Source organism: Leptospira borgpetersenii serovar Javanica, assembly GCF_003046425.1.
GTDB lineage: Bacteria > Spirochaetota > Leptospiria > Leptospirales > Leptospiraceae > Leptospira > Leptospira borgpetersenii.
The window spans coordinates 156,616-176,459 of sequence record NZ_QAJG01000002.1 but is presented as its reverse complement, the minus strand read 5'-3'; the positions used below and the strand labels follow the sequence as shown (position 1 = coordinate 176,459).

Annotated in this window: 22 protein-coding genes; all 22 read left to right on the top strand. The window is 34.4% G+C overall.

Annotation, left to right across the window (positions count from 1 at the left end; translation table 11 throughout):
• The first annotated feature begins 367 nt into the window (after positions 1–367).
• The 22 genes from CLV95_RS02455 to CLV95_RS18705 all read left to right on the top strand — a co-directional run bounded on the left by CLV95_RS02455 (position 368) and on the right by CLV95_RS18705 (position 19,764).
• Positions 368–688 (top strand): MarR family EPS-associated transcriptional regulator, encoded by a 321-nt coding sequence (locus CLV95_RS02455; protein ID WP_002733653.1) that lies wholly within the window; start codon positions 368–370, stop codon positions 686–688.
• Positions 689–692: 4 nt separating this feature from the next.
• A complete protein-coding gene (locus CLV95_RS02450) occupies positions 693–1,637 on the top strand; it encodes a GDP-L-fucose synthase family protein (protein ID WP_002733579.1) in 945 nt (314 codons plus the stop codon).
• Positions 1,638–1,653: 16 nt separating this feature from the next.
• On the top strand, positions 1,654–2,751 hold the full coding sequence (locus CLV95_RS02445; RefSeq protein ID WP_026054882.1) for an NAD(P)/FAD-dependent oxidoreductase: 1,098 nt from the start codon (positions 1,654–1,656) through the stop codon (positions 2,749–2,751).
• Positions 2,752–2,933: 182 nt separating this feature from the next.
• A complete protein-coding gene (locus tag CLV95_RS02440) occupies positions 2,934–3,491 on the top strand; it encodes an SIS domain-containing protein (RefSeq protein WP_002733646.1) in 558 nt (185 codons plus the stop codon).
• Positions 3,492–3,497: 6 nt separating this feature from the next.
• Positions 3,498–4,487 (top strand): SDR family oxidoreductase, encoded by a 990-nt coding sequence (locus tag CLV95_RS02435; protein ID WP_002733534.1) that lies wholly within the window; start codon positions 3,498–3,500, stop codon positions 4,485–4,487.
• Entirely contained in the window at positions 4,468–5,271 is an 804-nt protein-coding gene (locus tag CLV95_RS02430; protein ID WP_002733627.1) for a nucleotidyltransferase family protein, read from the top strand. Before CLV95_RS02435 ends, CLV95_RS02430 begins: the two co-directional genes overlap by 20 nt.
• Positions 5,268–6,797, top strand: coding sequence for a PfkB family carbohydrate kinase (locus CLV95_RS02425; RefSeq protein ID WP_002738292.1), 1,530 nt, complete (start codon positions 5,268–5,270; stop codon positions 6,795–6,797). Before CLV95_RS02430 ends, CLV95_RS02425 begins: the two co-directional genes overlap by 4 nt.
• Before the next feature lie 2 nt (positions 6,798–6,799).
• Positions 6,800–7,792 (top strand): NAD-dependent epimerase/dehydratase family protein, encoded by a 993-nt coding sequence (locus CLV95_RS02420; RefSeq protein ID WP_016749079.1) that lies wholly within the window; start codon positions 6,800–6,802, stop codon positions 7,790–7,792.
• Positions 7,789–9,405 carry a phosphotransferase gene (locus CLV95_RS02415; RefSeq protein ID WP_002733528.1) on the top strand — a complete coding sequence of 539 codons (1,617 nt, stop codon included), beginning with the start codon at positions 7,789–7,791 and terminating at the stop codon, positions 9,403–9,405. The genes CLV95_RS02420 and CLV95_RS02415 overlap by 4 nt, the downstream gene beginning before the upstream one ends.
• A gap of 11 nt (positions 9,406–9,416) precedes the next feature.
• Positions 9,417–10,211 carry a transketolase gene (locus CLV95_RS02410; protein WP_002733670.1) on the top strand — a complete coding sequence of 265 codons (795 nt, stop codon included), beginning with the start codon at positions 9,417–9,419 and terminating at the stop codon, positions 10,209–10,211.
• 12 nt (positions 10,212–10,223) lie between these two features.
• Positions 10,224–11,156, top strand: a complete 933-nt coding sequence (locus CLV95_RS02405) for a transketolase family protein (RefSeq protein ID WP_002733687.1) — start codon at positions 10,224–10,226, stop codon at positions 11,154–11,156.
• 572 nt (positions 11,157–11,728) lie between these two features.
• A complete protein-coding gene (locus CLV95_RS02400; protein ID WP_002733549.1) occupies positions 11,729–12,523 on the top strand; it encodes a sporadic carbohydrate cluster 2OG-Fe(II) oxygenase in 795 nt (264 codons plus the stop codon).
• Entirely contained in the window at positions 12,520–12,912 is a 393-nt protein-coding gene (locus tag CLV95_RS02395; RefSeq protein ID WP_002733551.1) for an LIC12192 family sporadic carbohydrate cluster protein, read from the top strand. Before CLV95_RS02400 ends, CLV95_RS02395 begins: the two co-directional genes overlap by 4 nt.
• A gap of 3 nt (positions 12,913–12,915) precedes the next feature.
• Positions 12,916–13,350 carry an NUDIX hydrolase gene (locus tag CLV95_RS02390; RefSeq protein ID WP_017853480.1) on the top strand — a complete coding sequence of 145 codons (435 nt, stop codon included), beginning with the start codon at positions 12,916–12,918 and terminating at the stop codon, positions 13,348–13,350.
• Positions 13,351–13,356: 6 nt separating this feature from the next.
• Positions 13,357–14,022: a class I SAM-dependent methyltransferase gene (locus CLV95_RS02385; RefSeq protein ID WP_002733760.1), complete on the top strand. Its 666-nt coding sequence runs from the start codon at positions 13,357–13,359 to the stop codon at positions 14,020–14,022.
• A 215-nt stretch (positions 14,023–14,237) separates the two neighbouring features.
• Positions 14,238–14,915: a class I SAM-dependent methyltransferase gene (locus tag CLV95_RS02380; protein WP_002733578.1), complete on the top strand. Its 678-nt coding sequence runs from the start codon at positions 14,238–14,240 to the stop codon at positions 14,913–14,915.
• Between the two features lie 191 nt (positions 14,916–15,106).
• Positions 15,107–15,640, top strand: a complete 534-nt coding sequence (locus CLV95_RS02375) for a WbuC family cupin fold metalloprotein (protein WP_002733615.1) — start codon at positions 15,107–15,109, stop codon at positions 15,638–15,640.
• Positions 15,633–16,859 carry a class I SAM-dependent methyltransferase gene (locus CLV95_RS02370; protein ID WP_002738333.1) on the top strand — a complete coding sequence of 409 codons (1,227 nt, stop codon included), beginning with the start codon at positions 15,633–15,635 and terminating at the stop codon, positions 16,857–16,859. The genes CLV95_RS02375 and CLV95_RS02370 overlap by 8 nt, the downstream gene beginning before the upstream one ends.
• A 61-nt stretch (positions 16,860–16,920) precedes the next feature.
• Positions 16,921–18,006 carry a DegT/DnrJ/EryC1/StrS aminotransferase family protein gene (locus CLV95_RS02365; RefSeq protein WP_002733587.1) on the top strand — a complete coding sequence of 362 codons (1,086 nt, stop codon included), beginning with the start codon at positions 16,921–16,923 and terminating at the stop codon, positions 18,004–18,006.
• Positions 17,999–18,925, top strand: coding sequence for a formyltransferase family protein (locus CLV95_RS02360; RefSeq protein ID WP_002733755.1), 927 nt, complete (start codon positions 17,999–18,001; stop codon positions 18,923–18,925). The genes CLV95_RS02365 and CLV95_RS02360 overlap by 8 nt, the downstream gene beginning before the upstream one ends.
• A gap of 309 nt (positions 18,926–19,234) precedes the next feature.
• Positions 19,235–19,414, top strand: coding sequence for a transposase (locus CLV95_RS20220; RefSeq protein ID WP_002733750.1), 180 nt, complete (start codon positions 19,235–19,237; stop codon positions 19,412–19,414).
• A gap of 191 nt (positions 19,415–19,605) precedes the next feature.
• Positions 19,606–19,764 (top strand): hypothetical protein, encoded by a 159-nt coding sequence (locus CLV95_RS18705; RefSeq protein WP_002733621.1) that lies wholly within the window; start codon positions 19,606–19,608, stop codon positions 19,762–19,764.
• Positions 19,765–19,844 lie beyond the last annotated feature (80 nt).

Genomic DNA, 19,844 nt, shown 5'->3' with positions numbered 1-19,844 from the left:
TCGAATTCACAGGAACGTTATTTGGTGTTTCTTAAGAAACGAATCACCTTCTAATGGGACATCCCAGCAGTTCTCGTTTACTTTTGCATGCTTTTCCTATCACTTTTTCGTTTTGTGCCTTGGCCTCCGTTTGTAAATTGAGAAGGGAAGTCGTTCTTTTTCAGAGTGATTCAATTGAGGTTTGTCTGGAAATCGGAAAGATGCAAACTTGAGGTCTGTTCAACAGTTGAACAAAATTCTTGACAGGATTCCTTTGCGTTTTTTTATGAATCAGGATTTTCCAATTCTGGGACTGACCCGGCGAAGCTATGCTCGAAGCTTTCGTTAGAGTTCCTTTTTCCGAATCTCCTTCTTTTTGGGGTTCCTTATGGATGATGCACTGAGACACAAACTTCTGAGAATCCTGGAAGAAAACCCCGAAGTTAATCAAAGAGAAATTTCCGAGATTTTAGGAATCAGCTTAGGTAAGGTAAACTATTGTCTGAAGGCTTTGATGGACAAGGGTTGGATCAAGGCAAAAAACTTTAAAAACAGTAATAACAAATTCGCTTACGCGTATTTTTTAACCCCGATGGGAATCGAAGAGAAAGCCCGTATTACGATTCGTTATCTGAAGATGAAAATACAGGAATACGAACAAATCCAAAAAGAAATCGAGGAGTTAAAGAAGGAAGTCGGGGAAGATTAAGGCGATGGAAAAAGACGCAAGAATTTACATTGCTGGTCATAAGGGACTTGTCGGTTCTGCTATCGAGCGAGTTTTGAAAAAAGAAGGTTACGAGAATATTATTGGGAAATCTCACGCGGAGTTGGAGCTCACTGAGCAACCGAAGGTGAATGAATTTTTTGAAAATCGGAAACCTGAATATGTTTTCCTTGCCGCCGCAAAAGTAGGTGGAATCCACGCGAATAATACTTATCCGGCGGAATTCATTTTTTCTAATCTTCAAATTCAGAATAATATCATAGACGCTTGTTATCGGTTTAAAGTGAAAAAATTACTTTTTCTGGGTTCTTCCTGTATTTATCCGAAGTTCGCCAAACAGCCGATGGATGAAGGTCAATTGTTGGACGGTAAACTGGAACCAACTAACGAACCCTATGCGATCGCAAAGATTGCAGGAATCGTAATGTGCCAAAGTTACAATCGTCAATATGGCACGAACTTTATTTCTGTTATGCCGACCAATCTGTACGGTCCGGGCGACAATTATCATCCCGAGAATTCTCACGTTCTCCCGGCTTTGATTCGTAGATTCTACGAAGCTAAAATTAAGGATCTTCCCGAAGTGGTCGTATGGGGAACGGGGAAACCCTTAAGGGAATTCTTATATTCGGATGATATGGCTCGAGCCTGCGTCTTTTTAATGAAAAATTACGATGTTACCGGAGATGCGAAGGGCGGGGAACATGTGAATGTAGGCAGTGGCATCGAGGTAAGTATTCGAGAATTGGCTGAAACGGTGAAAGAAGTAGTAGGTTATCAAGGACTTCTGACTTTCGATCTTACGAAGCCAGACGGCACTCCTCGTAAACTTTTAGACGTTTCGAAACTTCATAAGATGGGTTGGAAACACCAAGTGGAGTTAAAAGAGGGTATTCGTTTGGCATTTGAAGATTTTAAAACGGCAATATGAAGGATGTATTAACCATTTGATCTTAGTAATAGGTTCGGGTATCGTTGGGAGTTGGATCGCGTATCAACTTTGTAAAAACACCAATTCAGATATTTATTTATGTGACTCATCAGAAAATAGGGGCGACGGCATCAGTGGGAGAAATTCAGGGGTTTTGCATTCAGGGATTTATTATGCCGAAGATTCTCAAAAACTAAAGCACTGTCTTAGAGGTTACGAACTATCATTAGAGTTTTTTAATCAATTTAATGTTCCTTATAATATCTGCGGTAAAATCATTACAAGTGGAGTTAGAGAGGATCTTTCCGTTGAGTTGCAAAAAAAAGAAAAATTGGAGGAACTTTATAATAAATCCATTCGATACGGTATTCGTGGCGCAAATTATATAAAAAATCTTTCTTTAGAATATCCTTCTCTTTTGGGAGAAAATGCGCTTCACCTTCCAAAAACGGGAGTGGTGGACGTTTCCCTTTATCTGAAAGTGTTATGGAAAGGATGTGAAAATTCTGGAGTTACTTTTATCAAGGGGAAACGTTTTATTTTTCAAGGAGGAGAGCCTTTCTTGTGCGATAGGCAATCAGGTATTATGGAAAAAATTGAAGCTGATTGTATTATAAACGCTGGAGGGCTTCATTCCGATGAACTTTTGCAGCAGTTGAAAGAATTGAAATACGAAATTCGTCCGAATAAAGGTGAGTATTACCGTTTAAGAAGAGAACTCCCATTTAAAAAGTTGGTTTATCCGCTTCCCTCACATACAAGTACTGCATTAGGTGTTCATTATACGTTTCATCTTAATGGTGAGTCGTACGCAGGTCCAAATTCTAATTGGGCTGAATCCAAAACCGATTATAAATTTCAAACGCCAAGAGATGTCTTTTTTAATTCCTTAAAGAATATTACGAATTATTACATTGAAGAGGATTTAATCCAAGGTTACGTAGGATTAAGGCCTAGATTATTTTTTGAGAATAAACCAATTGCTGATTTTGTAATTAAAAAATATCCAGAAAATCGTCCTTGGATTCATTTACTTGGGATCGAAAGTCCCGGACTTACTTCTTCTCCTTCGATTGGCGAAGAAGTATCTCTATTAGTTAAATCACTGATTTAGAGTCTGTCCCAAAACCTGAAAAGAAATCAGCAGAATCATTTTATAAGTTCGTAATAGAGCGAGGAAATTCCCGCAGATCGGTGATTTATGGATTTTCTAACGGATTTTATTGTTGGAACATTCTCGTAGGAGTTCCTACATCCTAGGTTTTGGGACAAGCTCTTATTCAAAAGAGGAAACATATGTTAGATCACTACAATGCGTATATTGGCCGTCTTCAATCGGTACTTGTTCCCGAAAGAGCATCCGAAATAGAACATCTTGCATTTTCATTGAAGGACGCTTGGGAGACTAAAAAACAAGTTTTCCTTTGTGGAAACGGTGGAAGTGCCGGAAATGCAATTCATCTCGCGAACGACTTTAATTACGGTATTGATAAAAAGAATGGAATTGGGCTTCGTGTGGAAGCTTTGCCTGCGAATGCGGCGGTTATTACTTGTCTTGCCAATGACGAAGGATACGATACTATTTTTTCTCAACAATTAGAGGTAAAAGCGGATAAAGGTGATGTTCTAATCGTTCTTTCTGGGAGCGGTAATTCACCTAACGTAGTAAAGGCGCTTGAAGTCGGAAATAAAATTGGAATGGTCACGTATGCAATTTTAGGATTTTCGGGAGGTAAGTGCAAGGAATTGGCAAAATATCCAATCCACTTTCCGATCAATGATATGCAAATATCTGAAGATTTACAAGTGATTGTAGGGCATATGTGTATGCAATGGTTGTGTGGAGTAAAGTAAATTAGAATGAAAGCGTTAGTTACTGGTGGGGCGGGGTTTATTGGAAGCCATCTTGTAGACCTTCTATTAGAAAATCAATTTGAGGTTACCGTTCTGGATAATTTCAGCACGGGAAGGGCATTTAATTTAAATCACGTAAAAGAGAAAATTGATTTAGTTGAATGTGATTTGTCTATCCAAGAAGACTGGATTAAAAAGTTTCAATCGATCGATTATGTATTTCATCTTGCGGCGCTCGCGGATATCGTTCCTAGTATTCAAAATCCAGAGGGTTATTTTCAATCCAATGTAACTGGTACTCTGAATGTTCTTCAAGCAAGTAGACATTACGGAGTGAAGCGGTTTGTTTATGCCGCCTCTTCTTCGTGTTATGGAATTCCGGAGCTTTATCCAACTCCTGAAACTTCACCAATTCTACCTCAATATCCATACGCACTTACAAAAAGGATGGGGGAAGAATTGGTCATGCACTGGGCGCAAGTTTATAAATTTCCCGCTTTATCATTAAGGTTTTTTAATGTTTACGGACCTAGATCTCGAACTTCCGGAACTTATGGTGCAGTCTTTGGAGTTTTTTTAGCTCAAAAGTTGGCTGGGAAACCTTTCACTGTAGTTGGGGATGGAAAACAAACTAGGGATTTTACTTATGTGAGAGACGTTGTGGAAGCGGTTTTTGCAGCCGCTCAAAGTGATAAAGTAGGTGAAATTTATAACGTTGGAAGTGGTGCCACGATTTCAGTGAATCGAATTGTAGAACTTTTGAAAGGAGAAGTTACATACATTCCGAAGCGACCTGGTGAACCGGATAGCACTTTTGCCGATATTACTAAGATTAAAGAAAATTTAAAATGGTCCCCTAAAATTTCAATAGAGACGGGGATTGGTGAATTATTAAAGAATATAGATTATTGGAGAGAAGCCCCAGTATGGACGCCTGACAAAATAGAAAAGGCGACATCCGATTGGTTTAAGTATCTTGGTGGAACCAATTCATAAAAACGAAATTACCGTTTTGATTCTGGCGGCCGGGCTTGGAACCAGACTTAAGCCCCTTACGGATCGTTGGCCGAAATGTTTGATGCCGATTTCCGGGAAACCTTTACTTGAAATTTGGTTGGATCAAATCTCTCAATTAAAGATTTCTAAAGTGTTAGTAAATCTTCATTATTTAAGCGAGGTTGTTTCTTCTTTTTTAAAAAGACCGAAATATAAAGATTGGGTCAAATCTATTTACGAGCCGGAATTATTAGGTACTGCGGGAACTCTTCAAAAGAACTATGATTTTTTTAAAGGGAAAACAATTCTTTTGGTTCACGGCGATAATCTTTGTTTATGCGATTTTGATTCTTTTGTTGAATTTCATTTTTTGAAAAGACCTGAGGGTTCTCTTATAACGATGATGACGTTTCGAACTGATTCTCCCAAAAGCTGCGGGATTGTGGAACTGGATGATGATGGAGTCGTTCAAAGGTTCCACGAAAAAGTGGAGAATCCTCCGGGGAATCTGGCAAATGCCGCCATCTACTTGATTGAACCGGAAGTTTTAGATTGGATTATAGAAAGAGAATATGTAAATGATTTTAGCAATCAGGTATTGCCTCAATTTTTAGGTAAAATCGCCACTTGGGAAAACAAAGGTATAATGCGTGATATTGGAAATTCAGAGGCTTTGGCGAAGGCTCAAAAGGAAGTTGTTTTCCCAGAAAACAATAATTTAGATGAATGGGAGACCGAATTTTTATCGAACTCGATTCATCAATCCATTCAGTCAATATTATGATTCCGAATTCTCATAAAATTATATCTCTTGGGGACGTTTCACAACTAAGTGAAAGCCCATTGGAAGAATCTTTAGTTCTTTGTTATGGACATTTTAACGTTATACATCCGGGACATATTCGATTTTTACAATATGCTAAAAGTCTTGGAAAAAAATTAAAAGTTGCGGTTCTAGGAGATCAAAGTATCGCGGAATCTCAAAGAAGCAAATACTTTCATCAAATGGAAAGAGCGGAAGGTGTGGCTTCTTTACATTTCGTTGACTTAGTTTACGTATTGGATAAGATTTCGCTCGAAGACTTATCACTCCATATCAAACCTTCTGTTTTAGTTTTGGGAAAAGAGCTTGAAAATACACATCGTGAAGATATTAAAGCTGCGGTTTATAGCATCGAAAAACAAAACGGGAAAGTTATTTTTCATGCTGGAGAAGTTCATTATGCAAGCGCTGATTTACTTCATGGCAGTCAACAAGATCTTGAATCGGAAAGAAAACATTTATTTCTTCAGGCAAACAAACGACAAGGAATCGATCTCGCGAAGCTCATAACTTACATTGGGAAATTTTCCAATTCTAAAATCCTTGTCATAGGAGATACTATAGTAGATCAGTATGTAGCTTGTGATGCCATTGGGATTAGCGCCGAAGCCCCGGTTCTTGTAGTTAAAGAATTAGAAACTAGGGAATTTGTTGGCGGAGCAGGTGTAGTTGCCGCACACGTAAAAGCTTTAGGTGCAGATTGTACTTTTTTATCGGTTGTAGGTGAAGATGAAAATGCAAATTTGGTAAGCAATAACTTACAAGAACAAGGTATCGACGTGCAATTGATCGGCGATGGTAGTCGTCCTACTACATTCAAAATTCGTTATATGGTTGAAAATCAAAAACTATTTCGAGTCAGCCGTCTTAAGGAACATTCTCTCTCAAAAAAAATTGAAGATCAACTCATTGAAAAATTGAAAAAAATTGCGAAAAACTACGACGGAATTCTAGTTTGTGATTTTGTGTATGGAGTGATAACTAACAGAATCCTTACTGAAATTCGATCAATAGCAAGGGAAAACAACATTTTGCTCTTTGGGGATTTACAGTGTAGTAGTCAAGTTGGTAATATTGCTAAATTTGAAGATTTTAATTTATTATGCCCAACTGAAAGAGAAGCTAGAATTGCTTTAGGAAATCATGAAGACGGAGTAGAATGGATTGCAAATACTCTTTTGGAGAAAACGCGTTCCAAAAATTTACTAATTAAGCTGGGCGCAGAAGGATTTATTGCGTATTCGAACGATATTCCAGGCAATTTTAAGAAAAGAGAACACTTTCCTGCTTTAGTTTCCAACCCAGTAGATGTAGCTGGAGCGGGTGATTCATTATTGGCAGCTATTTCGGTTAGCATGTGTTCCAGTGCAAATTTGATGGAAGCTTCCGCGATTGGCGCTTGTATGGCGGCGCTTGCTGTTCAAACAATTGGAAATATACCTGTTTCTCATCAGAAACTGGAAAACTATATTAAGAATTTGAGGTAAATGTGAATCAAAATATTAAAAGTATTTATATAACAGGCGGTGCCGGCTATGTCGGGGCCATGCTTGTGCCTCGCCTTCTTTCGGAAGGTTATAAAGTAACGGTGCTTGATCTTATGATCTATGGAGAAGATGTGCTTAAAGAACATCCTAACCTAACGAAGGTTAAAGGAGATATTCGAGATCAAAATCTCTTGAATCAAACGATTCCGGGCCATGATTCGGTTATTCATCTTGCATGTATTTCCAACGATCCAAGTTTTGAGTTAAATCCGAATTTAGGAAAATCAATCAACTTAGACGCATTTCGACCTCTTGTTGAAATTAGCAAAAAGCACGCCGTCAAAAGATTTATTTATGCTTCTTCTTCTTCCGTTTATGGAATTAAAGATGAACCGAATGTTACGGAAGATTTTTCGTTAGAACCTCTTACCGATTATTCCAAGTTCAAAGCGGACTGCGAAAAAATATTAAACGAATATCAGACGGATCATTTTACTACCGTTACGATTCGTCCTGCTACTGTCTGTGGATATTCTCCTAGACAAAGGTTGGATGTTGTAGTAAATATTTTGACTAATCTAGCATATCACAAACGTGAAATCTCCGTATTTGGAGGAGCGCAACTTCGCCCGAATATTCATATTGACGACATGGTCGATGTCTATTTGGTTTTATTACGCGCTCCAAAAGAAAAAATAGCCGGAGAAATATATAACGCCGGTTACTTGAACTTTACGGTTTCTGAAATTGCTAATATGGTTAAAGAAGTTGTCGGAGAAGATGTAAAGTTAGTTACAACTCCTACAAACGATAATCGATCCTACCATATTTCTTCCGATAAGATTTACAATCAATTGGGGTTTCGTGCAAATCGTTCTATTAAGTTGGCGGTAGAGGATTTAAAGAAAGCTTTTGATTCTGGTCTTCTTCCAAATTCTTTGACAGATGAAAAATATTTTAATATAAAACGTATGCAATCTGTAAGTTTAAAATGAAACTTAGGATCGGATTAGATTTTGATAATACTCTCGCGTGCTATGATGAAGTTTTTGCGATTGTAGCGAAAGAACAAAAATTAATCTCAAATGAATGGAGAGGATCTAAGAAAGAACTTAGGGACTTTCTTAGAACTTTAGAAAAAGGGGAATTATTATGGCAAAAAGTCCAAGGTAAAGTTTACGGTAAATATATGGATCAAGCCACTTTATTTCCGGGGGTAGCTGAATTCTTATGGAAATGTAAATTAAATCAGGTAAAAGTTTTTATTGTTAGTCATAAAACTGAATATGGTCATTTCGACGAAGAAAAGATAAATCTTAGAACCACAGCCTTACAATGGATGGAACAAAAAGGATTTTTTGATCCCAATGAATTTGATATTTCTATAGAGAATGTTTTTTTCTCTACTACAAGATTAGAAAAAATAAAAAAAATCAATGAACTTGAACTTTCTTATTTCATAGATGATTTGGTTGAGGTTTTTGAAGAGAAGGAATTTTCATCGTTTACTAAAAAGATTCTTTTCGGTAAGTTAGAAGCAAATATCGGAAGTATTGAAAACATAATAGAATTTGATAGCTGGAAAAAAATTTCGTTATCTATTTTTTCCGAATTTTCATTGGAAGAAATTTTCTCCGTTTTGACTCAAAAGTGGAAAGATTTAAACTTAACCGGAGTAAAAACGATAAAAGCGAACGGGAATAGTAGAGTATATCGGGTTGATTCCAACGACCAATTCTACGTGTTAAAAATTTATCCGGATTTGCAATTAGATCCACGAAAAAGATTAGAAACTGAATACCACAGTTGTTCAGTGTTGTATCAATTTAATTTACCAGTTCCGAAGCCAATTCAAAAGGATGATGCGTTGAATTGGGGATTGTATCTTTGGATTGAAGGAAAGGAGATAGATGAACGACAAAGTGATCTAATCTTTCAGCTAATTAAGTTTATACAAAGATTAAAAGAAATAAAAGACAAAGTTCCAGAAGAAGCATTTAAATATGCATCTGAATCTTGTTTATCTGGTGCTGAACTTGAATCACAAATACAAAGACGATTGGTCGTTCTCCAGAATTTAGATAATTCTGAATTAAATCAGTTTTTGGTATATGAACTACAACCTACTTTGGATTTTTTCTTGGAAAGAGCGAAATCTTTTTATAAAGAAGATTTTTTTGTAAAATTAAAAAGGCAATATTGGATATTAAGTCCTTCTGATTTCGGTTTTCATAACTCTAAACTTGGATTGAATGGAATATTATATATTTATGATTTAGAATATTTTGGATGGGATGATCCTGTAAAATTAATTTCAGATTTTCTTTGGCATCCTGGAATGAATCTCACGGAAAGCGAAAGAATAGTCTGGTTAAAAAATTCGATTAAAATTTTTGATCAAGATTTTGGAATTGAAAATAGATTTTTAATGTATTTCCCACTTTACGGAATTCGCTGGTGTTTAATTCTTTTAAATGAGTTTCTGAAAACAAAATTAGAAAATCGAATTAACGCTATTCCGGAAAGAAAAGACAAACTAATTGATATTCAGAATATTCAATTAAACAAATCTAAAGTGTTGTTAAGTCGAATTAAGCAAATTGCGTAAAGGAAAATCTTATGGAACTCGTTTCGAAACGTTTAAGAAGACTTGTGGTAGAGGCCCTGGAAGGGGGCGGAAGGGGACATCTGGGCTCTTCCATGTCCATGATCGAAATTTTGCATGTTTTATATGATGGATACTTAAATATTTCCAAAGATAATTTTACTTCTCCGGATCGAGATCGATTCATTCTCAGTAAAGGACATGGATGTCTTGCATTATACGCTGTTTTGGCTGATAAAGGATTTATTCCTGCCGAAGAATTAAAAACTTTTTGTAAATTGGATTCACGATTAGGAGGGCATCCAGAAAGAGGAAAGATTCCTGGAGTTGAAGCATCAACGGGTGCTCTTGGGCATGGACTTCCAATCGGTGTTGGTATGGCTATTGCTGGGAAAATTAGAAAGAAAAATTATAAAGTTGTGGTTCTTACCGGAGACGGCGAAATCAACGAAGGTTCCGTCTGGGAAGCGGCCATGTCTGCAGCTAAACATAAACTTTCCAACTTAACTGTATTAGTGGATTATAATAAGCTACAGTCATACGGTTTAACTAAAGAGGTATTGGATCTAGAGCCACTTGTGGACAAGTGGAAAAGTTTTGGTTTCGAAACTACGGAAATTGACGGTCATAACATAGCAGAAATTAAATCTACTTTAAATAGACTTCCTTTTCATTCGGATAAACCTTCTGCGATTATTTGTCATACCGTTAAAGGAAAAGGATTTCCTTTTGCTGAAGGGAATGCTAATTGGCATCACAAGTCAAAACTATCAAAAGAGGAAATAGAAGCAATGTATGCTTGCTTATAAAAAGGTACTGAGATGCGTAATACTAGTTTAAAAATTGTAAATCAACTTGCACAGAAAGACGATAGAGTTGTTTTCGTTGGATCCGATCTTGGGCCGGGCGTTTTGGATGAAATGAAACAAAATATTCCTGATCGTTTCTATATGGAAGGAGTCAGTGAACAGCATATCATTGGAATGGCTGCAGGAATGGCAATGGAAGGATTTATACCTTACATTAATACTATCGCGACGTTTTTAACGAGACGATGTTTTGAACAGGTTGCTTTGGATTTATGTTTACATAATCTTCCTGTTCGTTTGATTGCAAGTGGAGGAGGAATCGTATATGCTCCTCTTGGACCTACCCATCTTGCTGTTGAAGATATAGCAATTCTTCGTGCTTTACCGAATATGACGATTATCGCTCCTTGTGATGCTGAAGAAATGAAAAGGTTAATGCCTTTAACGTTAGATTGGCCTCATCCGATTTATATACGATTGGCAAAAGGTGGAGATAAGGTAATCAGTAAAGCAGAACTTGGCTTTGAAATTGGAAAAGCAATTGTAATGAAAGAAGGTAAGGATGGTTTATTTATAACTACTGGAGTTATGACTCAACTTGCTTTAGAAGCAGTTCAGCAATTGGAAACGGAAGGCCTAAATTGTGGAGTGATTCATATGCATACAGTAAAACCTTTAGATGGAGAAATTCTTAAAAAATGGATTCCGAAAGTTTCTGCTATTGTTACTGTAGAAGAGCACACTCGAATTGGTGGATTAGGAAGTGCGGTGCTTGAATTTTGCAATGATGAAATTCCGAACGAGACCGGAAAGATTCGTAGAATCGGTCTACCAGATCGATTCTCAGAAAGGTATGGGAGTCAGGAATCTTTACTAAATTATTTTGGAATTAACAAAGATAGTTTAGTTAAAACTATGAAAGATACGATCCGTATTAGAAAATAAAGTGTTCATTTTTGGTTTCAAATTATATTTTCAAAATTTGAAACCAATTTTTGTATTTAAAGTCCGTTTATAATAACATTTCTACTTTCTATTTATAATAGAGTTGTTGAAAAGTTAATTCTCATCTGTTTCCGTTTTGTTGAGATCAGCAATTGAAGCGGTTTTACTAATTTCAACAATTCTAATTAATTATGATTTTGCAAATTCGATTTGAAAGTATAGTCATGGCAACTTTTAAAGTTTTTTATTAAATTAAGTATAGATATTTAAAAATATTATAATTTATAGTTATTGAAATCTATATGACTTTTGTTCGTTGCTCAAGTATTTTAGTGAATTTTACATTTAATGTGAGTTTAGTGTAAAAAAAATCAGTAAATTGTTTGTAATTTTATGGTTTTAATTGTTAACAATCAAGTTTAAATTCGATGTTTTTTTGATAAATTAAGTTATAAGGTTCTAATTCATTTAGAATTTTCTTTATAATCGTTTTCGCATTTATTAAATCGTTCTAGAATAAACAGGAATTATTTAGAAAATTTTAAATATATCGGTAAAATGAATTAAAAAATATGTTTTTATCTGAGTATGAACAGCAAATAACAGATGAGTATATTCGGAATGGTTATACCATTCAAAAGGTAGCTGATCTCAATTCGTTAGATTGGATCAAAGAAAGTATAGCGGATATAATCAGAAATATTTTAGGTTTATCTACGAAAGAATCATCGAATATTCTTCTGAATCAAATTCATAAAAAGGTTTCTGTGAGTGATTTGAATTCTTTTCGTTTGAAAGTAATTCAGTCTATGAATTCCTTAAAAGATTTTCGTTATCATTACTATAAAGTGGCTAAACCTTATTTAGAAACGTTAGTTGGTAATGAATTGTCCATGCAGCTAAGGGTAAATTTAAGTATTCAATTTCCAAAGGATGATAGTTCTCTTCTCCCAGTTCATTCGGATACATGGTCCGGAGATTCCCCTTATGAGATTGTGGTTTGGTTGCCTATTGTGGATTGTTATAAAACAAAATCTATGTATTTACTTCCACCTAATTCTTCTAAAAAATTAATTTCTGATTTTAAAAATCAGTCAGGAATAAGTAGTGAAGATTTATTTCAGTCAATCTCCAAAGATGTTCAATGGCTGGAAGTTAAATATGGAGAAATACTTTTATTTGATCAAGGTTATCCTCATGGGAATAGAGTGAACGAGGAATCGGATACAAGATGGTCTATGAACTGTAGATTTAAATCAGTTTTCACTCCTTATGGTGATAAAAAATTGGGAGAGTTTTTTGAACCGATTACGTTACGCGCTACTTCTAAAATTGGAATGGAATATCAGTTTCCAAAAGTAAAATGAAAAAGGTTAGGGGATACATTTTTAGTCGACCGTTTTTAGGAGAAAGAGTTCCACAGCACGTTCAAAATATCGTAATCAGAGATTTCTGCCAGAGAAATGATTTACATTATTTATTAAGCGCAACTGAGTATGCGATGGAAAACTGTCATTTGATTTTGGAACAAGTTTTAGACGAACTAGTAAACTTAGAGGGAATTATTTTATATAGTCTATTTCAGCTTCCTATTGATTTGGAAAATAGAAAACGTTTTTATGATCGTATTCTTTCATCTAACAAAATTTGCTATTTTGCAGTAGAAGGTTTAAAACTAAGTAACCAAGAAGAGATGGAGCGTATTGAAAATCTTTGGAAAATTAAACTTATATTACCTGATTGTTTGAATTATTGATTTATGTATTCTTCAATTGGCCATGCAGTGAAAGCTTTAATTTATAGAGATGATCAACGTATTTTATTGCAGCAACGTGATTATACTCCGGGAATCATATTTCAAGGTTATTGGACTTTTTTCGGCGGACAGGTTGAATCCGGTGAAAATCTTAAAGATGCATTGTGTCGTGAGTTAGAAGAAGAACTTGGATGTCTTCCGGGAAGTATTGGAGAAGAGCTGTTTCATTGGGAATGGAGAGGCAAACAAATTACGTGTAATCATTGTTTGCCAGTTTATTTTGAAGTGAAAGAAGATGTTCTTACTTTAAATGAAGGTCTTGCAATGAAATGGTTTTTATGGGAAGAATTGGATGAGAGACTTCCTTTAGTTCCAGGCGTTAGTGAAAATCTTTATAAAATTAAAAGTTTCTTAGATAAAATTTTTCTCAATAGATGATTAAAAATGGGAAAGCTTAAGAGTATAGTTACATCGCTTCACAAAGCGACTCAGAGAGATTATCTTGCTCGTATGCAGGATCATAAAATAGAATGTATGATCAAGGCGAAAGAATACGGCTTTGATTATTGGGATGGAGATCGTCGTTTTGGCTACGGTGGATACAAATATATTCCCGGCAGATGGAAGCCAGTTGCAGAAACTTTAATTGAAGACTACAACCTTAAACCTGGATCCAAGGTTTTAGATGTGGGATGTGGAAAAGGTTTTTTACTCTATGAAATGCTATTAATCGAACCTAGACTTGAGGTGATAGGTTTTGATTCTTCAGTTTATGGTCTTGAAAATGCAAAAGAAGAAGTAAAGCCTTACTTATTCCAGTATAAAGCTCAAGATCCTTATCCATTTGGAAATAATGAATTTGATTTAGTCATTTCATTGGGTACCTTCCATAACTTAAAGTTATTTGAACTTAAGTCTGCTTTGAAAGAAATGGAAAGAGTTGGTAAAGACGGTTATTTAATGTTAGAAAGTTATAGAAATGAAAAAGAACTTTTTAATCTAGAATGTTGGGCTTTAACCGCAGAATCTTTATTAGAAGTTTCCGAATGGATCTGGTTGTACCGTGAATTCGGTTATACTGGGGATTATGAGTTTATATTTTTTGAATAATCGAAGTTTATAAACCAACAGAATTTTAAATTTTATAAAAAAACGAAGTTGGGTTTCATGTAATTCAATGTGAAAGTCAAAAGATAGGTTGAAATTGAATGGTAGGAAAAATAAAGTTTATCACGAAAATTGCATAAAACTTTGAACTTATATTATTTCGTTTTTCTATGAAAATTTTAGTGTAAATTTATTTTTAATTATGTTGTGAGAAAAAAATGAAACGTACTAAAGATCCTGTGAATCAATCATTGATTGAATTGGAAGAAAAAATTGGTTTGTCCAAATTTGGTCTAATGAATAACGCTGTTTGGTATGAAGATCCAAAGAGACTTTTGTTTACTGCTTCAAGATATAAATTCGTTGCTAAAATTTTATCAGGGTATAATAATGTAGCTGAAATAGGCTGTGGAGATGGATTTTGCTCCAGAATTGTAAAGCAAGAAGTTCAACGTCTAACAATTACGGATTTTGATCTATTGTTTATTGAAAGGTTTGCAGATATTCAATCGAACAAGTGGCCTATAACTGCAAAAATTCATGATATTCTTAAAGATCCTATAAAAGAAAATTTTGATGCATTATATTCGCTAGATGTTATGGAACACATTGCTCCTGAATTGGAAGATGTATATCTAACGAATATCAAAAAATCTTTAACGGCAAATGGTGTCGCTATCATTGGTATGCCTTCTTTGGAGTCGCAGCAATATGCGTCCGCGGGTAGTAAGGCAGGACATATTAATTGTAAAACAGGGAAGAATTTTAAGGAATCATTGAAAAAGCATTTTAATCATGTATTTCTTTTTTCAATGAATGATGAAGTTGTGCATACTGGCTTTTATCCGATGGCTCATTATTTATTAGGTTTATGTATTTCTCCAGAACTCGATTGAATATAATTGGAAGTTTATTAATTTAGAAATCACAATGAACATAAAATTGAAAAATTGTTTTCTGAAAGTTGGTACTAATTGGGATATTAGTAAAAATTTTCTTTGTTTTAATATGAAAATGATTTTAAAGTGTAAATCATTCCATACTTCCGTCTAGTAAACTATGCCAGATTTTTGGAAAAAAATGGTCTATGATTAATTACAGCAATCAAACTAAAATTTCTGAAGAAGTATATCATTCTGTTCATCAATTTTTTACTCTTCAGAAAAGTGATATTCAAAAATTAATAGAAATCGCGAAAGGAACAAAGCGCCAAAGAGCGAGAATTTGTTCACATTTAAATGGTAACGAACTCCTACAAGAAATGTTTATCGTTCATCCAAAAGATACTTATGTAAGACCTCACAGACATATAAACAAGCCTGAGTCGATGATGATTTTAGAAGGTGAGGTAGATTTTATTACTTTTGAAGAAACTGGGGAAATAGAACAGGTTTTAAACATGGGTTCTTATAATACAGGGAAAATTTTCTATGACAGTATGCGTTCTTCTATGTATCACACTTTATTAATTCGATCGGAATGGTTGGTATTTTTAGAAATTACGAAAGGACCTTTTCGTAAAGAAGATACAATATTTGCATCTTGGAGTCCTGGAGAGAACGATCTAGAAGGTGTTCGTGAATTTATGAATAAGATAGAACAGAGATTAAAAAATGGATAATTTTTATTTAAAAAAAGATTGTAGACTTTGCAAATCAACAGAGTTGATCAAAATATTACCCCTGACCCCGACTGCGTTATGCGATGCTTACTTAAAGAACAAAAAGGATCAAGAAATTTATCCACTAGACCTTTTTCAATGTAAAAATTGTGGGTTTGTGCAGATAGAGTGTGTAGTTGATCCAGAAATTATATACAGAGATTATATTTATGTTACTACGAGTTCTTCCGGACTCAGTAGTCATTTCGAAAATTATGCAAAAGATGTTTTCGAAAACCTAAACCTAAACCTAAAATCAAACAACTTAGTGATGGACATTGGCAGTAATGACGGTACCTTGCTCAGTTACTTTAAAAGAAAGAATGTAAAAGTTCTTGGAGTAGAACCTTCTATAAAAACCGCTGAAGAAGCTACACAAAGAGGGATTGAAACCTTACCTGAGTTTTTTAATGTAGATCTCGCAAAAAAAATAAAAGGAAAATTCGGAAGCGTAGATTTGATTACGATTAATAATCTATTTGCTAATATAGATGATTTACATTCTTTTGTGGAAGGTTTGGAATTTCTTTTATCACCACAAGGAGTTGTGGTCATTGAGTCTTCATATTTGGGTGATATGGTGGATAATATGGTTTTCGATTTTATTTATCATGAACATCTTTCGTATTTCTCAATTTTACCTTTGATAAAATTTTTCGATTCGTTTGATATGAGATTGATTCATTTGCAACACGTAGAAACCAAAGGAGGGTCTTTTCGATATTATTGGGCAAGAAAAAACTCTTTACATGTTGTATCCTCAGATGTGGAAAAATTTGTAGGGATTGAAAAAGAAAAAAATATGACCGAATCATATTTTAAGAATTATGAAAGTAGGATTATTGAAGTAAAAACAACTCTTACAAAAGAACTCGAAAAGTTTAAAGAAAAAAAAATAGTCGGATATGGTGCATCTGCTACCTCAACCACTTTAATTTATCATTTTGGATTGGAAAAATTTTTAGATTATCTCGTAGATGATAATCCTGGGAAAATAGATACTTATAGTCCTGGGCTTCATATTCCTGTTAAGGACCCAAGTATTTTAGATTTTGAAGATAATGTTGTTTTGATAGTTCTTGCTTGGAGATATTTTGATTTAATCAAATCAAAATTAAAGAATCAAAAGTTGATTTTGATTTGTCCTCTGCCAGAGTTTAGGGAAGAAACATTACTATAATTCTGTAATGGAAAATTTCTAATTCCACTTCCTATTTTGCAAGTTTTAGGATCCAAGTAAAATGACTCATTCTATTCATTGGTGGCAAACTACTTTTGGAGAAGAAGAAATCAATCGAGTGATTGAATCTTTCAAGAATCAAAATATCAGTCAAGGTAAGGTTACATCTGAGTTTGAAGATAAGATTTCTCAATATTTAGGAGTTAAATATGTAGTTGCAACTTCCAGTGGGAGTACTGCTTTACTTCTTTCATTAATGACGATAGGAGTTAAACCAGGTGATGAAGTAATTATACCAAATCGTACTTGGATAGCAACGGCTCATGCAGCTTATTTGTTAGGTGCAAAGGTTGTCCTTGTAGATGTTGAATTAGATAGACCTATATTGGATCTATCTAAAGTAGAAGAGCAAATAAATTCTAAGACTAAGGCGATTATTCCAGTCCATATGAACGGTCGATCTGTCCATATGGAACAGTTGAATAAAATTGCTAAAAAAAATAATCTATTTGTCATAGAAGATGCAGCACAAGCGATAGGTTCTAAGAATTCTTTGGGCTATCTCGGGACTCAATCGGATATAGGTTGTTTTTCTCTTTCTGTAGCAAAGACAATAGCTACTGGGCAAGGTGGTTTTGCAGTTACAAATAATTCGGATCTTGCTTTTAAACTTCGAGCTATTAGAACGCATGGAGTAGAGAATGTTAAAGATCCTAAAACATGGGCTATGCCAGGGTTTAATTTTAGATTTACTGACATACTTGCTTCTATTGGAATTGAACAGCTTAAAATATTACCAGAACGTATAGAATATCTTAAGGAGATATACCAAGTTTATTTAGAAGGTTTAAAAGGTCTTCCAATCAACTGCATTCCTGTCAAAATTGAGGCTGGAGAAGTTCCAGTATATATTGAATATCTTGCAAATGATAGGGAAGATTTCATTCAAAATCTCTCTAAAGCCGAAATTGATTCGAGACCATTCTATCCTGATTTGGATAAAGCTTCTTATTTTCCACAGGGAAATAGAGATTTTCCAAATTCTAGGAAATATGGTCTTAAGGGAATTTACTTACCTAGTGGCCCATCCCAGAAAATTGATAATATAAAATTTGTTATTGAACAAATTAAAAAGATTTATGGATGAAAGATATATTGTTATTGGAACTTCACAAGCTACTAGTGAATGTATTAAGGCACTTTTGGATTCTAGAAAAAGTATAGTAGGAGTATTTTCACTTCCTAAGGAAAAATTACCTAACAACTCTATAGATTTAAGTTATTGTCAGAAGGAATATGGTATTCCTTATTTTGAAGTTGAAGACTTAAATGCTACCTCATCTGAAGAAATCATTACTAAATTAAATCCAGATTATATAATTTCTACTTGGCCAAAAATTATTTCTAAAAAAATTATTTCAATTCCAAAAAAATTGATTGGGACACATCCTACTCCTTTACCTTTCAATAAAGGACGTCATCCTTTGCACTGGATGATTGTTTTAAGTATTCCTAATTCGGTTGTTACTTTTTTTGAAATGAATGAGGGGGTTGATTCTGGAAAAATTTTACTTCAGATTCCATTTCAAATTGGATTAGAACGAATTCATGATCTTGTAATTAGAATGAATAAAGCTATTTATGATGGTGTAGTAAAATTAGCGAAAATATTGGAAACAAATCCTGATTTTCCAGGTTCTTTACAAAATCACAATGAAGGGAATTATTGGAGGACAAGAACGGAGGATGATATTATCTTAGATCCAAGAATGACCGCTTCTATGATAAAAAGAATTGTTCGTTCATTTTCTTCGCCATACCCTAATGCAAATTTATACTGTAAACAAAACCTATGTATAAAAATTGAACACGCCGAAGAGATCGATGAAACTGAACTTCCTCCGAATTGGCAAAATTTAGAACATGGGCAAATTCTTAATGTAACCAACACTTTTTTAGATTTAAAAGTAGATGGTTCTGTAGTTCGGTTATTTTATATGAATCAGACTGAAGAAGTGTTAAAAGATGTCAAAAGAATACATCCTCCGACTTATTATTTGCGTTAATGAGATTTATAAATTTCTAATAAGTGTTTTTTATTAATCTTTATACACTCTGTTGATTTATGGATTTTTGAAAAGTTTTCTACGATTGAAATCTGTAGTAGTTTTGGCGTTTAAGCTTTTACGGTAAATTCTAAATAATAAAGTTACATTTAAATTCTTATTGTGTTAAGTGCAAAAAACTCTTCTAAAATAGTTGTTTCTGAAAAAAGTCTAAATAGCGAATAACGCAAATGAAATGCTATCCAAGGAGAAAAACTTAAAAACAAAATCCCCATAAAACATCCAGAAACCACGTAAAAGTCGGTGAAAATGAAACCAGAAGAAAACTCAAAACAAAGGAACCAAAGCGAACTATTTCGAAATAGATTGGACCAAATCTTGGATCCTAGACACCCGTTGTATCAAATCTCGAATAAGATAGACTGGGAAAAATTTGAGAAAAAACTCGGAAAATATTATGCCGATAAAAGCAGTCGACCTGAATTATGAATCCTGTAGAAAATCCTAATAAGCGACTTAAATCCCTCTTAGAAATCTCTGAACGAATCTTAACATAAAGTAAAAATAGTAAAAATAAAATCTATAGTATTTATGCTCCGGAAGTGGAATGTATTTCTAAAGGTAAATCTCATAAGAGATATGAGTTTAGTTACCACGAGTAAATTGTTGGAGTTCAAGCCTTGCATGACAATCCGTATGATGGTCATACTTTGAAGGATGCCATCAATCAGATGGAAAAGATTGTTGGTCTTCGTCTTAAGGAGGTTTATGTAGACGCCTCAAAATTTCGAAGACTCGGTTTGAATTTAAGTAGGGTTCCCATAAATGTCCTTTTTTAACAGATCTAAACGTTTTTCGAAGGATCTTTTTATGAGCTCAATCATTCTTGAAACTAAAGCGTCTCGCTTCTATTGGCGCT